The organism is Amycolatopsis sp. NPDC051371, from assembly GCF_040682155.1.
Lineage (GTDB): Bacteria > Actinomycetota > Actinomycetes > Mycobacteriales > Pseudonocardiaceae > Amycolatopsis.
On the sequence record NZ_JBFBAG010000003.1, the window covers coordinates 164,622 to 177,307 of the forward strand.

Genomic DNA, 12,686 nt, shown 5'->3' on the forward strand with positions numbered 1-12,686 from the left:
AATCCATCCCTTCTGGTGAGCCGCTGGTCAAGGGTTGACCACGGTCATCCACATCGGCTTGTCGACGCGCTGCTGAATCGCGTCCACGGCTTTGATCGCGTCGGTGAGCGGGAACCGGTGGGTGATGAGCTCGTCGAACGCGAGGGCGCCGGTCTCGAGCAGCCGCAAGACCGCCTGCGTGTCGTTGCGAGTGCAGGCGCGCGTGGTCAAGAAGCGCCAGCAGCGCATCATCATCGCGACCGGCGGCAGCGCCAGCGGGGTGGCGTTGGCTCCCATGTGGACCAGCGAGCCACCGGTGGCCAGTGCGGCCATGGCCTGCCCGGTGGCCGGCCCTTCCGGGATGAAGTCGATGACGGCGTCGGCTCCGCCGGGCGACAGTTCCCGGAGCCGGCCGGTCAGTGCGCCGCTCACCGCCCAATCTTCGGGGAGGTCGTCAAGGGCGACGAGACTGGTCGGCACACCGGCCAGCCGGGCGACGGGCTCGAGCCGCTCACGGTCCCGGCCGACCAGGATGAGCTGCGCGATGCCGAAGTGCTCCGCGAGTTTGACGGTCGCAGTGCCCATGGTGCCGGTCGCGGCGGTCACGACCACGGTGGACCCGACCGGCAGCTCGGCGCACTTGAACGCGCGCACCGCGTTGGCGAGATCGTGCACCTTGGCCGCGACGTCGAAGCTGACCGAGTCCGGCAGGGAGTCGATCAGCCAGTGCGGAACCCGGATGTACTCCGCGAGCCCACCGTCGTGGTACTCCGAGTAGAGCGGCATGGCGCCCTGGCCGAGAGCTGCGTGTCCGAGCAAGGCGCTCTGGGCGCACATCATGTCGCGGTCGGTGCGGCAGTGGACGCACTCACGGCAGTTCAGGATCGGGTGCACCCGGACCCGATCGCCCACGGTGCTGCCGCTGACGTCACGGCCGACGGCGGCGACGGTGCCAGCGGCTTCGTGACCCACGATGGTGGGCAGGTGCTTGAACGCGCCCAGGTGGAGCAGGCGCATGATGCCCGGGGCCAGGCCGGCCGAGGCGACCTTGACGACCACGTCGAGCGGACCGGGCTCCGGGACGGGAACCTCTTCCAGGACAAGCGTTTCCGCGCCCCGGTGGGCTCGGAGCGCGAGCATCGTGGTCATGCGCGGACCTCCGCGTCGAGAGTCGCGAGCCGTTCGGGCCGGTAGGCGTCGGCGGTGCGGTCGGTCTCGGCGATCTGCGGCAGTTCGCGGTGCGAGAGCAGGCTGATGTAGTCGCCGGGCTCGGTCGCCGCGCTGGCATGCGCGATCCCGAGCGGGATGCGCACGAAGTCGCCGGGCTCGAGGTCGACGACACCGCGCTGGGTGAGCAGGGTCCGACGGCCGTGCGCCTGGTACTGGATCTCGTCGGCGTCGAGGGTACGCCGGTAGCGCCGCTCGCCGCCGGGGGCGACACGCACGTGACCGAGCCGGATGCGGTCGGTCCCGTACAGCCAGGTGGTGGCCTGGGCGGGATCGGGCCGCAGGAGCTGGATCCGGCGGCGCGCGCCGTGGACGTGGCCGAGCAGCTCCTCTTCGTCGGCCGGGAAGACGGTGATGTCGTGGCCGACGGACCCCATGCACTGGGTGATCGCCTCGTTCGCCTCGCCTGCCCGCCAGCCGGGAAACGCGGGGAACCTCGCCTGGGATTCGCGCGTGCCCGGCACCAGCTCGCTGACCGGCGCCGGGATGTAGAACAGCAGGTGACTGTCGGCCACGCAGTAGTTGTCGTGCGCCACCCCACGGGGGATGCGGGAGAAGTCGCCCGGCCGGTGGTCGAGCACACCCAGTTCGGTCATCAGGGCACGCTCGCCGGCGATCTGGTAGGAGATCTCGTCCACGTCGCAGTTGCGGTGGTAGAACGGCTGCCGGCCCTCCAGGATCTGCCACTCGACGCGGATCTCGTCGTTCTCGTAGACACCGCGTGGCGGGGCGTACGGCAGATCCTGGTATTCCTGGGGGTAGTGCACCACCGACAACGGCGGATGCTCGCCCCACAGTTTCACCGGCACCTTCGGCGGGTGCGGAGGCGACAGCAACAGGTGCTCGTCGCGTACGACGCTCTGCAGCGGTTCCGCGGAACCCAGAGCGATGATGTCTTCGACTACCCGCACGGGGAGGCCTCCTCATCTCGAACTGGCATCGGGGAGATGCCCTTACTTCTTCCGGCCCCAGAACATTTCGATGCCACGCCATTCGAACACGCGCGGATCGGCCACGCGGTCACCGAAGGCGGCCCGGATCTCCTCGCCCGTGTAGTAGGGGATCTCGGCGGGCGGGACGAACTCGAACATCTTCCGGAACCACTGGCTCAGGTGCACGTCGGCGTTGACGCGCGATTCGAAGGTCGGGCCACGGAGGACCGCTTCGGCCAGCACGATCCGCCGTCCGGGCTTCAGGACGCGGAGGAGATCACCGGCCGCCTCCGCCCAGTCGTCGCAGTGCTGCGTGGCCTGCAGGACGGCGACGCAGTCGTAGGCTTCGTCCTCCGCCTCGTCAGCGTAGTCCCACCGCCAGCACCCCCGCACTCCGTTGCGGCCCTTCGTGCCGGACAGCACGGCGCGGCGGCCGTCGAGGATGATCTCCGTCGAGTCGACCGTCCCTTCCGGACCGACGAGCGCCTGGATCTCCTTGTCCCAGCCCGCCGGACCGACGCCTTCCCCGATGAGGAGTACGCGATCGCCCGGCCGCAGCTCCAGCAACCCGTACACGATCTCGGACACCGGCCTGGCCGGCTCGCGCCAGATGTAGGGCAGCCCGCCCGCGATCGACACCGCGAGCTCCCACTTCCGGCGCGCCTCGGGATCACGGATCTCCGGCCCCATCAATTCCTCGTCCCACGGCTGGATGTAGTCCCAGGGATTACCCGTGTCCATCACATTTCACCTTTCATTGCGGAATTGGTCTTCGAACGCACCCGGCAGCCGGCGCGCGTCGCCGACGGAAGCTCGCCGAAACGCTCGCGGTAGGCGGCCGCAAACCGGCCGAGATGGGTGAACCCGGCGTTCAGGGCGATCACGCTCGTCTTTTGCCGAGAGGCCGGCAGCGCGGCGCGGACCCGGTCCAGCCGGAGGTTGCGGACGTGCGCCATGGGTGACACGCCGAGGTGCTCGCGGAACGCCGCGTCGACGGTGCGGGCGCTGCGTCCCGCCGCCCGCGCGACGTCCCCCAGCGCGATCCGTTCGGCGAGGTGCACCTCGATGTACTCGACGGCCCGAGCCAGGTACGGCGGCCCGAGCTGTGCCGGATCTTCCCGGAGCGCCTCGGAATGCGTGTGGCGGTGCGCGAGCAGCAGGCTCGTCACGAGTGATCGCACCTCCGCCTCGCGGTCGGCGGGCCGGCCGAGCAGGCCGTGCGCGAGGTCGCGGATGCCCGGCCCGGTGGGCCGCGTGAGGTCGAGGGCGAGCCCGAACCGCGTATCCGTCCCGGGTTCCCGGCCGAGCAACGCGGTCAGTTCGCGCCCCACCAGCCGGCGGCACAGGCGTACGACGAGCGTCCCGGCCGGTCCCCCGCCGGGATGGATCACCATCTGCTCACCGGGGTTCACGACCGCGGCCACCGAGCGAGTGACCCGAAGCCGCTGCCCGCCCCGCTCGATGGGGAGTTCACCGAAGATTCCGAAAACCACGAGGTAGGACGATTCTCGCTGGGCCGAGGCGATCGCTTCGAGCCCGGGGCCGGCTGCGGCGAACCCGACGGCGAACCCGTCCTCGGCGAATCCGTTGACCGGCCGGCGAGACAGCAGAGCCGAGCTCATGATGTCTTGCGCCAGCCCGGCAGCTGGCCGCCCCAGAGGTTGACGCTGCGCGGCACCGGTGTCCACCGGCGGGGCACGTAGGTGACGCGGTCGTCGTGGAACTTCTCCATCTCCGCGGACAGCTCCACGTGGTTGCCGGCGGGATCGTCGAAGAAGACGAAGAGGTTGTTGCCCGGCCCATGCCGGCCCGGACCCCACACGACGTCGACTTCTTCCTCGGTGAGCCGGTCACACCACGCCTTGAAGTCCTCCCACTGCGCCAGGTCGTAGGAGTAGTGGTCCAATCCCGGCCGCGGGCCCCGCACGATCGCGAGCGTGTGGTGGTCCCGGTTGCTGCGCAGCCAGGCGAAACCGCCGTCGGCGAGCTGGTCCGAGATGCGGAATCCGGCCACACCCGTGTAGAAGGCGGCCATCCTGGCGACGTCGGTCGTGGCGAGCGTGACGTGCTGGTACTTGATCGGCCGCCGCCCCGTGTCCGCGGCGTGCTCGCCCGAGCGCCCCACCGGACCGTGGAAGTGCACCGTGGTGCCGTCAGGGTCGGTGCACACCAACCCGGAAGGATCGGCCACGGCCTCGTCCACGAAGGACTCGTCCAAGGGAGATACTTGGTGACCGGCTTCGCGAAGCCGCTTTTCCAGCGCGTCCAAGCCACCGGGATCGGCGACCTCGAAGGCGATGTGGTCCACCGCCGGTTCGCCCGGCAGCAGGTCGAGGACGTGGTGCCCGCCGCCCCAGCCCAGCCGCGCGCCACCACCCGCGAGATCCTCCTGCGGTTCCATGCCGAGCACGCGGCAGTAGAACTCACTGCACGCGGCGACATCGGGCACCCGCAGGCCGAGGTGTGAGGTGGCAGTTCTGCGCAACGTCCCCGCGGTTTCCGGTTCGGGCAGGATGACCCGCTCTTGGTGTGGCACGCCAGTTCCTTTCGTGTTACGCGGCCGCCGTCGCGACCCGCGCGGCCAGGTGCAAAGCAGTGAGGTCAGGTGTCTGACCGGCCGGCCACGTGGCGGCGACGAACCGATCCGGGCGAAGCAGCACGAGCCGGCCGCGGTAGGCGGCGAACTCCGCGTTCAGGCGGCCGTCGAGATCGATCAACGCGGGGAGGTCGCCGGCCGCGGGCATGCGGTCGTCGACCGGCACCTGCACAAACGACGGCGACAGCACGGCCACCGATTCGGCCGCGCGGCGCACGTCGGCCGGGCCGACTCCGACACCCACCAGCGACCAGCCCGGCCCGAGGGCGTCGTCCAGCAGCCGGATCCGCCTGCTGTCCGCGTCGAACACCTGCGGCTGCCCGACCGCCACTCCGACCAGTTCGCGCGGCCCCGACAGCAGGCCGTCGGTGTAGACGTGGGGCGGGCGGAAGCGCATCTGCTCGAAGAACGAGCGCCCCGCGTCGGTCTCCACCGCGGCGCTGATCAGCCGGTCCCGATTCCGCGCCAACCGCGGGTGGGTCGTCATCACGATGCGGCCCAGTCGCTCCGACAGCCGCACGGTGGCTTCCGCGTGCGGTCGCCGTTCGGTCTCGTACGTGTCCAAAGCGGACTCCGCCAGCCGTCCGGCCACCACGTCGGCGATCTTCCACGCGACGTTCGCGGCATCCCGGATGCCGGAGTTGAGCCCCTGACCGGCGAAGGGCGGCATCATGTGGGCCGCGTCGCCGAGCAGGAAGGCATTGCCCACGCGCCAGCGGTCGGCGACCACGGCGTGGAACCGATAGGTGACCAGTCGTTCGACCTGCTCGGAGGTGACCTCACGGTAAGGCGCCAGCAACCGGCGCACCAAGCCGAGGTCCGGCCGCACGCCCGGTTCGCCTTCCCCCGGCCGCAGCAGGAACTCGTACCGGCAGCGCCCGTTCCGCCCGGGGATGATGACGTGCGGGCGATCCGGGTCGCCGTGGTGCATCCCGTAACGCTCGTCGTGCCGGTCGCCGAGCAGGTCGGCCACCAGCCACGCGTCGCCGTAGCTGCGTCCGGTCATGCCGATGCCGAGCCGTTCCCGGATGGTCGAGCGGCCCCCGTCGCACCCGAGCACGAAGCGGGCCCGTACCGGCCCTCGCGTGGTCTGCAGTTCGACGCCGTCGGCGTCTTGCGCCAGCGCCGTGACCGCGGTCCCCAGGTGCAGCGTGACGTTCGGTTGAGCGCGCAGGTGCGCCGCGAGTTCGCGTTCCAGGTCCGGCTGGGCGAAGGGATTCTTGAACGGGTATCCGAACCGGCACGGCTGGGCCGCCCGCGTCTGGAACACCGGCCGCCCGCCGGCGTCGTAATAGCGGGTCCCCGTTCCGGGCACGATGATCTTCAAGATGCGTTCGGCCAGCCCGGCCCACTGGTACACCCGCAACGACTCGTCGTCGATGCTGATCGCCTTGGGCTCGTCGCTCGTCCGGGTGCGGCGTTCGAGAACGGTCACCCGGACGCCGCGCGCGGCGAGCAACGCGGCCGCCGTCATCCCGACCGGTCCGGCGCCCACGACCACGACGTCGGTCCCCTCCCGATCGCTGTCCTGCCTGCCCACACGTTGTCCCTTCTCCGACAGCTCGGCTTTCACGTTCCGGCCTCGGCGCCCAGCGGACGGCCGGCACCGGCCGAAGACGACACCGACAGGCTCCTTCGAGCGGTGAGCGCCAGCGCGACGAACAAGGCGGCGGCACACAGCGCGGTGATCAGGAACGTGCCGAACACCGCCCGCGGGCCGAGACCGGCGAGGACCCACCCGCCCAAGGTGGGCGCGGCCACCGCACCGAGCCGCCCGATGCCGTTCGACCAGCCCAGCGCGGTGCCTCGCAAGGGGGTCGGATAGGTGGCCGCGATCGAGGCGTTGATGAGGTTGAGCGCCGAGTTCGCGCCCATGCCGAAGAGCGCGATCATGATCAGGAGTACGGCGAGAACGGTGGTGCCGAGAACGTAGCCCGTGATACCGGCGGCCGCGAACAACGCGCACACCACTCCCGTGCGACGGCTGCCCCAGCGATCCGCCGCGGCGGCGAACGCGAACGATCCGGCCACGGCGCCGGCGTTCAGTACCAACGAGAACGTCAAGGCCGACGACAGCGGGTAGTTCAACGCCCGCATCACCGTGGCCACCCACGTGTTCATGCCGTACCACGTGAGCAAACTGACGAAGCTCGTCAGCGCGAACAAGATCGAGGTGACCCGGAGACGGGGGCCGAACAACTCGCCGAAGCGCGTCCGTTCGGCTCGCGCACGAACGAAGGACTTCGATTCGGGCAGCCACACAGCGGCGACGGCCAGGATCACGACCGACGCCGCGGCACCGATCCAGAACATCGCCCGCCACCCGTGCGCTTCCAGCACACCCAGGGCCAGCAACGACGCCAGCGTGCCACCCACGGGCAGGCCCGTCGTCATGACCGTGATCGCCAGGGCGGTGCGGCCGCGCGGCGCGTATTCCGTCGCGAGCGCGAACGCGGCCGGCATGACCCCACCCATGCCGATTCCCGCGAGGAGCCGGAAGAGACCGAGTTGCCAGGGCCCACCGGACAGCGCACCGGCCGCCGTCCACAGGGTGAACCACGCGACCGAGCCCACGACGAAACACCGCCGCCCGAACCGATCGGTCAGCCGGCCGCCGGCCAGGGCCCCGATCGACATGCCGACGTAGGCCATGCTGCCGATCGTTCCCGCGGCCGCACCGGTCAGTCCCCAGCCGGGTTCCCTGAGCAGGGACGGCAGCAGCGCGCCGTAGACGATCAGGTCGTACCCCTCGGCGACCAACAGCACGGAGCACAGCGCGACAACCGCCCACGGGGACCCGACACGGTGACTGAGCAGGCGCATGAGGACTCCTCGTCGTTGATGGTCCGGGGCGCTATCTCGACCCCAGGCTATGGTCCTGTTTTATGAAACACAAGTCCTGTTTCTCAGGACACTCATTGACTGCCGCGGCGCCGTGACCGAGTTCACCGGTGCCAGCCGGTTCGGTTAGGTTGTCGGGTATGACAGGGGATTCGGCGCGCTCCGGCGGCACGTACCGCGAACGCAACTCCACAGCGGACAAGGCGCTGGACATCCTCATGATGTTCGACGACCAGCACCTGACGCTGTCCGCGGCCGACGTGGCCCGGCAGCTGGGTGTCGCCCGCTCGACCGCGTACCGCTACCTGCAAAGCCTCGTCGGCACCAGGTTCCTCGAGGAGGCCGACACCGGGGGTTACCGCCTCGGCAGCCGGGTGCTCGAGCTGGCGCGGCTGGCTCGCCGCGGGCTCGGTCTCTCCGAAGCGGCGCGGCCGGTCATGCGACGGCTCGCCGCCGAGGTCGGCGAGGTCGTCCTGCTCACCCGCCTCGCCGGCGCCGCGGTGATCTGCCTGGAGCGAGAGGACGCCAACTCCCGCGCGGTCCGCATTTCCTACGAGCGAGGCGAAGTCCTCCCGATCAATGCCGGTGCGGCAGCCCACGTCCTGCTCGCCTGGCTGCCTCAGGAGCAGATCGACGCGGTGCTGACCGGCGTGCGGTTCCCCGCCTTCACCGAGCGCACCCTCACCACCAAACGAGACCTCGCGCGCCGGCTGACCGACACCCGGAAGCTCGGCTACGCGGCCAGCCGCGGCGAACTCGACCCGGACGTGCTCGGCGTCGCCGCACCCATTCGCGACGACAGCGACGAAGTAGTGGCGGCCATCAGCATCGCCGCGGTCTCCGCCCGCGTTCCCGACAGCCGACTCCCCGTGATCGCGGAAGCCGTTCGCGACGCCGCAACCGAAATCAGCGCGACCCTGGCCCTGCGCGGCTGAACACCACGGCTAGCCCGGATCCTGTTGCGACGGCGTTCCCCAGTCGCTGCCGAGGATTTCGCGCAGTTGCCCGACTCGGTCGAGTCCCAGGCGTTTCGCCAGTTCGCCTTCGAGCTCGACGAGAACCTCGTGCGCGGCGCGCAGCCGGTCGGCGGCCCTGGCGGTCGGGCGGACCAGTTTGCTGCGCCCCGACGAGGGATCCGGCCCGACTTCCAACAGGTCCGCCTGGACGAGTTCGCGCACCGCCTGGTGCGCCGACTGGCGCGTGGTGCCCATGCGCCGGGCGAGCTCCGCAATCGTGGTCCCATCCCAGTCGACCTGGGCGAAGATCTCGAACTGCCCGATGCTCAGCGCCGGCTCCCCTCGCAGCGCGAGTCGCGTCTGCACGCCGTCCCGGTACCACCGGTAAGCCTTTCTGACCAAGGGCCCGAGAAGCGGGCCGTCCTGGTCGAGGGTTTCGAACGCGGTTCTTTGCTCCGGCATGCTTCCCACCATACCGTCAGGTAGCCTGACAGTGTGCTGACATCGATGACAAAAGTAGCGGTGATCACCGGAGCGAGCCGCGGAATCGGCGCGGCGGCGGCGGTGGAGTTCGGCCGGCGCGGCTATGCCGTGGTGGTCAACTACCACAGCCGCAAGGATGCGGCGGACGCCGTGGTCGAGGCGATCGAACAGGCCGGCGGCAAGGGAATCGCCGTCCCCGGCGACATGCGCGCTCGGGACGAGGCTGCCGGTCTGATCAATGCGGCGGTCGAGCACTTCGGCCGCGTGGACGCCCTGGTGTGCAACGCTGCGACCCCGCTCAAGCGGGCCGCGTTCGCCGACCTGCCATGGGACGATTTCGCCGCCAAGGTGACCGACGAACTGGCCGCCTCGTACCACGTCACGCAACTCGCCCTGCCGATCATGCGAGAGCAGCGTTACGGCCGCCTGGTGTACGTGTCCAGCGGCATGGCGGAAGGCCCGGGCGCCCCGGACATGATCGGGCACGGTACGGCGAAAGCCGCGCTGAACACCTTCGCCCGCTACATCGCGCACGAAGAAGGGCCGCATGGCATCATCGCCAACGTCGTGGCGCCCGGCTACGTCCGCACCGACGCCACCGCGGCGACCACGGCGCTCAGGGGCATCGAAACGCGGATCGCCGAGCACTCCCCGCTGCGCAGGGTGGCGGACCCGGTCGACATCGGTCGTGCGATCGCCATGTTCGGCAGTGAGGACTGCAGTTACGCCACCGGCGTCGTGGTGCCGGTGAACGGCGGCATCATGCTGGCTCACTGAGGGAGCTGCCCGCTCGCGGCCGAACCAGCCGCTAGCGGGCGTTCTCGTCGGCCGAGGCGTCGATGTGGGTGGCGGTCCAGCTGGCGAGCAGGGCCAGCGCGTCACCGGACGGGGTCCCGGGTTCCGCGGTGTAGGCGGTCAGAGTGAGCTTTTCGCCGGTACCGCTGGGCAAATCCATCGCGTCGAAGTCGAGCCCCATCGGACCGGCCACCGGGTGCCGGAAGGATTTGACGCCCGCGCGGTGCAACCGGACATTGTGCGCGCCCCACCCGATGCGGAAGGCGTCGCTGCGCGTGGCGAGTTCGCCGATGAGCTCGGACAGCTCGCGACTGTGCGGATCGCGGCCGGCCTCGGTACGCAGCAAGGCGACCGTCGTGTTCGCGGCGTCGTCCCAATCGGGGTAGAAGTCCTGGGCGCGGGGGTCGAGGAAGTTGAAGCGCGCGATGTTCGCCCGGTGCGACGGATCGTCGAACACCGGGGAGTAGAGCGCACGCCCGAGCGCGTTGATGGCGAGGATGTCCAGGCGGCCGTTGCGCACGAAGGCCGCGGTCATGGTCATCGCGTCCAGGAGGCGATGCACGCTGGGCCGCAGCGCCGGCTTGGCGCGCCGCCGCGGCGCCTTGGCGTTCTTGGCCGCCCGCGCCAGGTTGAACAGGTGCGTTCGTTCGGCCTCGTCCAGTTGCAGGGCCCGGGCGACCGCGTCGAGGACCTCTTCGGACACCCCGCCGATGTGCCCTCTTTCCAGCCGTATGTACCAGTCGGTGCTCACCCCGGCCAGGATGGCGACTTCCTCGCGGCGCAGTCCGGGCACGCGCCGCCGTCCGCCGCCCGGCGGCAGGCCCGCCTGCTCCGGGGTGATCTTGGCTCGCCTGGTCGCGAGGAAGTCCCGAATCTCCGCTCGGTGGTCCATATAGGCCACCGTACGTCGCTCCGCGCGCCGGAAAGGGGGTCGAATTTCTCCCCCGATAACTTCGTCCTCCCACGCAGGCCCGGCGATAGGTTTCATCGAGGGTGGCCACGCGGTTCGGCCGGCGAACGTCAGACAACCAAGCCCGAATTCCACCTTTCGTGTACCAGGAGACCTTTCCGCATGTCCATTCCGGTCACAGCCGACAGCGCTGAATGCTGCACCGGCCCCGGAGTCGCTCCGGCGCCGGCACGCCCGGCACTGATCGCGGCCGTGCTCGGGTTCTTCGTGATCACCCTCGACGCGGTCGTGGTCAACGTGGCGCTGCCGTCGATCCGGACCGACCTCGGCGGCAGCGTGGCCGGGCTGCAGTGGGTGATCGACGCCTACACCGTGCTGTTCGCCGCACTGCTCCTCACGGCGGGCTCGCTGACCGACCGGATCGGGGCGCGCCGGACGTTCGGCGCCGGTCTGGCGGGCTTCGTGCTGGCGTCCGTGGCCTGTGGCCTCTCACCGACGCTGGCGGCGCTGGTGGCGGCACGGTTCGTGCAGGGCGCCGCGGCGGCGGTGATGACGCCGTCGTCAATGGCGTTGATCCGTCAGGCGTTTCCCGAGCCGGTGACGCGCGGGCGGGCGCTGGCCGGGTGGGCGATGGGCGGTGCGGTCGCGTCCTCGTCGGGGCCCGTCCTGGGCGGGGTGCTCGACGCGATCGACTGGCGGTGGATCTTCTTCGTCAACGTGCCCGTCGGCGCGCTGGCGCTCCTGCTGCTCACCCACGTTCCCCGCTCGGCCCGCCGTCCCGCCCCGGTCGACGCGATGGGCCAGGTCACCGGGGCGCTCGCGATGGGCGGCCTGACCTACGGCGCGATCGAGGCCGGGGTGGCCGGCCTGACGGCGCCCCGGGTGCTGGGCGCGTTCGCGCTCGCCGTGGTGGCGCTGGCGCTGTTCGTGGTGACGGAGCGGAGGGTGGCACATCCGATGACGCCGCCCGGGTTGTTCCGCTCCCGCACCGTGGTGATCATCGTGGCGACCGGGTTCGCGTTCATGGTCTGCTACTTCGGGTCGCCGTTCGTGTTCAGCCTCTGGTTCCAGCAGGTTCGAGGGCTGTCCGCGCTGGCCACCGGCGTCGCGTTCTTGCCGATGATGCTGATCGGCGCGGCACTGACCCCGTTCTCCGCCCGGCTGGCGGAACGCGCCGGCCACAAGGTGCTCATCGTGGCCGGGCTGCTGTCGATGACGGTCGGCCTGGTTGTGCTGAGCCTGGTTCCGGCTTCGACCCCGCTCTGGGCGTTGTCGGCTCTGATGATGCTGATCGGGCTCGGTGGGCCACTGGTGTCCCCGCCCGCCACCACCGTCCTGCTCGACGCCGTCGCCGCCAAGGACACCGGGACCGCCTCCGGCGTGTTCAACACGAGCCGTCAAGTCGGCGGCGCGCTCGCCATCGCGGTGTTCGGCGCGCTGTTGGCCGACCCGGCCACGTTCCAGCAGGGAGTGAGAACCAGCTTGCTGCTCGCCGCGGCGGTCGCCGCCACGACCGCGATCGCCGCCCTGCGGTTGCGCACCGTCCGCACGACGCTGAAGGGCACCTGACGATGAAGGGAATCGGATGACCGACTGGACCGACCAGGAACTGGACCGCATCGGCGCCGCCGAGGAACTGGAGATCACCACCCGCCGCGGCGACGGGTCGCTACGTGCGTGGGTGCCGATCTGGAGTGTGCGAGTGGGAGACGGCCTGTACGTGCGCTCCTACCGCGGCACCGAGGGCGCCTGGTACCGGCATGCGGCGAGTCATGGCACCGCCCGTGTCCGCGCGGCCGGCGTCGAACGGGACGTCACCGTCGAGCCCGCCGGCGAAGACACACCCGCGATCGACGACGCCTACCGCGGGAAGTACGCCCGTTACGCCGGCAGCCACCTGCCGCCCATGCTGTCCGACCGGGCCGTCGCCACCACGGCACGGCTTCGGCCCCACGACTGACCCAATC

Annotated in this window: 13 protein-coding genes; 4 read left to right on the plus strand and 9 right to left on the minus strand. The window is 70.4% G+C overall.

The window, feature by feature from the left end:
• Positions 1 to 27: 27 nt before the first annotated feature.
• From AB0M59_RS05325 to AB0M59_RS05355, 7 genes are read right to left on the minus strand one after another with little or no spacing between them, the layout of a single operon-like run.
• Complete coding sequence (locus AB0M59_RS05325) at positions 28 to 1,128, minus strand: alcohol dehydrogenase catalytic domain-containing protein (protein WP_364609018.1); 1,101 nt, start codon at positions 1,126 to 1,128, stop codon at positions 28 to 30.
• Positions 1,125 to 2,117: a hypothetical protein gene (locus tag AB0M59_RS05330; protein ID WP_364609021.1), complete on the minus strand. Its 993-nt coding sequence runs from the start codon at positions 2,115 to 2,117 to the stop codon at positions 1,125 to 1,127. The genes AB0M59_RS05325 and AB0M59_RS05330 overlap by 4 nt, the downstream gene beginning before the upstream one ends.
• A gap of 42 nt (positions 2,118 to 2,159) precedes the next feature.
• Positions 2,160 to 2,879: a methyltransferase domain-containing protein gene (locus tag AB0M59_RS05335; RefSeq protein ID WP_364609024.1), complete on the minus strand. Its 720-nt coding sequence runs from the start codon at positions 2,877 to 2,879 to the stop codon at positions 2,160 to 2,162.
• Positions 2,879 to 3,760, minus strand: a complete 882-nt coding sequence (locus AB0M59_RS05340; protein ID WP_364609026.1) for an AraC family transcriptional regulator — start codon at positions 3,758 to 3,760, stop codon at positions 2,879 to 2,881. Before AB0M59_RS05340 ends, AB0M59_RS05335 begins: the two co-directional genes overlap by 1 nt.
• Complete coding sequence (locus AB0M59_RS05345) at positions 3,757 to 4,674, minus strand: VOC family protein (protein ID WP_364609029.1); 918 nt, start codon at positions 4,672 to 4,674, stop codon at positions 3,757 to 3,759. The genes AB0M59_RS05340 and AB0M59_RS05345 overlap by 4 nt, the downstream gene beginning before the upstream one ends.
• Positions 4,675 to 4,690: 16 nt before the next feature.
• On the minus strand, positions 4,691 to 6,274 hold the full coding sequence (locus AB0M59_RS05350) for a bifunctional 3-(3-hydroxy-phenyl)propionate/3-hydroxycinnamic acid hydroxylase (RefSeq protein ID WP_364609031.1): 1,584 nt from the start codon (positions 6,272 to 6,274) through the stop codon (positions 4,691 to 4,693).
• A gap of 29 nt (positions 6,275 to 6,303) precedes the next feature.
• Positions 6,304 to 7,557 (minus strand): aromatic acid/H+ symport family MFS transporter, encoded by a 1,254-nt coding sequence (locus AB0M59_RS05355; protein ID WP_364609040.1) that lies wholly within the window; start codon positions 7,555 to 7,557, stop codon positions 6,304 to 6,306.
• 158 nt (positions 7,558 to 7,715) lie between these two features.
• Here AB0M59_RS05355 and AB0M59_RS05360 point away from each other — a divergent pair, with 158 nt between their 5' ends.
• Positions 7,716 to 8,510, plus strand: a complete 795-nt coding sequence (locus AB0M59_RS05360) for an IclR family transcriptional regulator (protein WP_364609045.1) — start codon at positions 7,716 to 7,718, stop codon at positions 8,508 to 8,510.
• 9 nt (positions 8,511 to 8,519) lie between these two features.
• Here AB0M59_RS05360 and AB0M59_RS05365 read toward each other — a convergent pair whose 3' ends face one another.
• Positions 8,520 to 8,993 (minus strand): helix-turn-helix domain-containing protein, encoded by a 474-nt coding sequence (locus AB0M59_RS05365; RefSeq protein WP_364609053.1) that lies wholly within the window; start codon positions 8,991 to 8,993, stop codon positions 8,520 to 8,522.
• A 33-nt stretch (positions 8,994 to 9,026) separates the two neighbouring features.
• On the opposite strand from AB0M59_RS05365, the gene AB0M59_RS05370 reads away from it, so the two are divergent.
• Entirely contained in the window at positions 9,027 to 9,791 is a 765-nt protein-coding gene (locus AB0M59_RS05370) for an SDR family oxidoreductase (RefSeq protein ID WP_364609061.1), read from the plus strand.
• Between the two features lie 31 nt (positions 9,792 to 9,822).
• Here the strand turns inward: AB0M59_RS05370 and AB0M59_RS05375 are convergent, their stop codons facing one another.
• Positions 9,823 to 10,701, minus strand: coding sequence for a helix-turn-helix transcriptional regulator (locus AB0M59_RS05375; protein ID WP_364609067.1), 879 nt, complete (start codon positions 10,699 to 10,701; stop codon positions 9,823 to 9,825).
• A 180-nt stretch (positions 10,702 to 10,881) separates the two neighbouring features.
• Here AB0M59_RS05375 and AB0M59_RS05380 point away from each other — a divergent pair, with 180 nt between their 5' ends.
• On the plus strand, positions 10,882 to 12,288 hold the full coding sequence (locus tag AB0M59_RS05380; RefSeq protein ID WP_364609074.1) for an MFS transporter: 1,407 nt from the start codon (positions 10,882 to 10,884) through the stop codon (positions 12,286 to 12,288).
• A 16-nt stretch (positions 12,289 to 12,304) separates the two neighbouring features.
• Positions 12,305 to 12,679 carry a DUF2255 family protein gene (locus AB0M59_RS05385; RefSeq protein ID WP_364609081.1) on the plus strand — a complete coding sequence of 125 codons (375 nt, stop codon included), beginning with the start codon at positions 12,305 to 12,307 and terminating at the stop codon, positions 12,677 to 12,679.
• Positions 12,680 to 12,686: the final 7 nt, after the last annotated feature.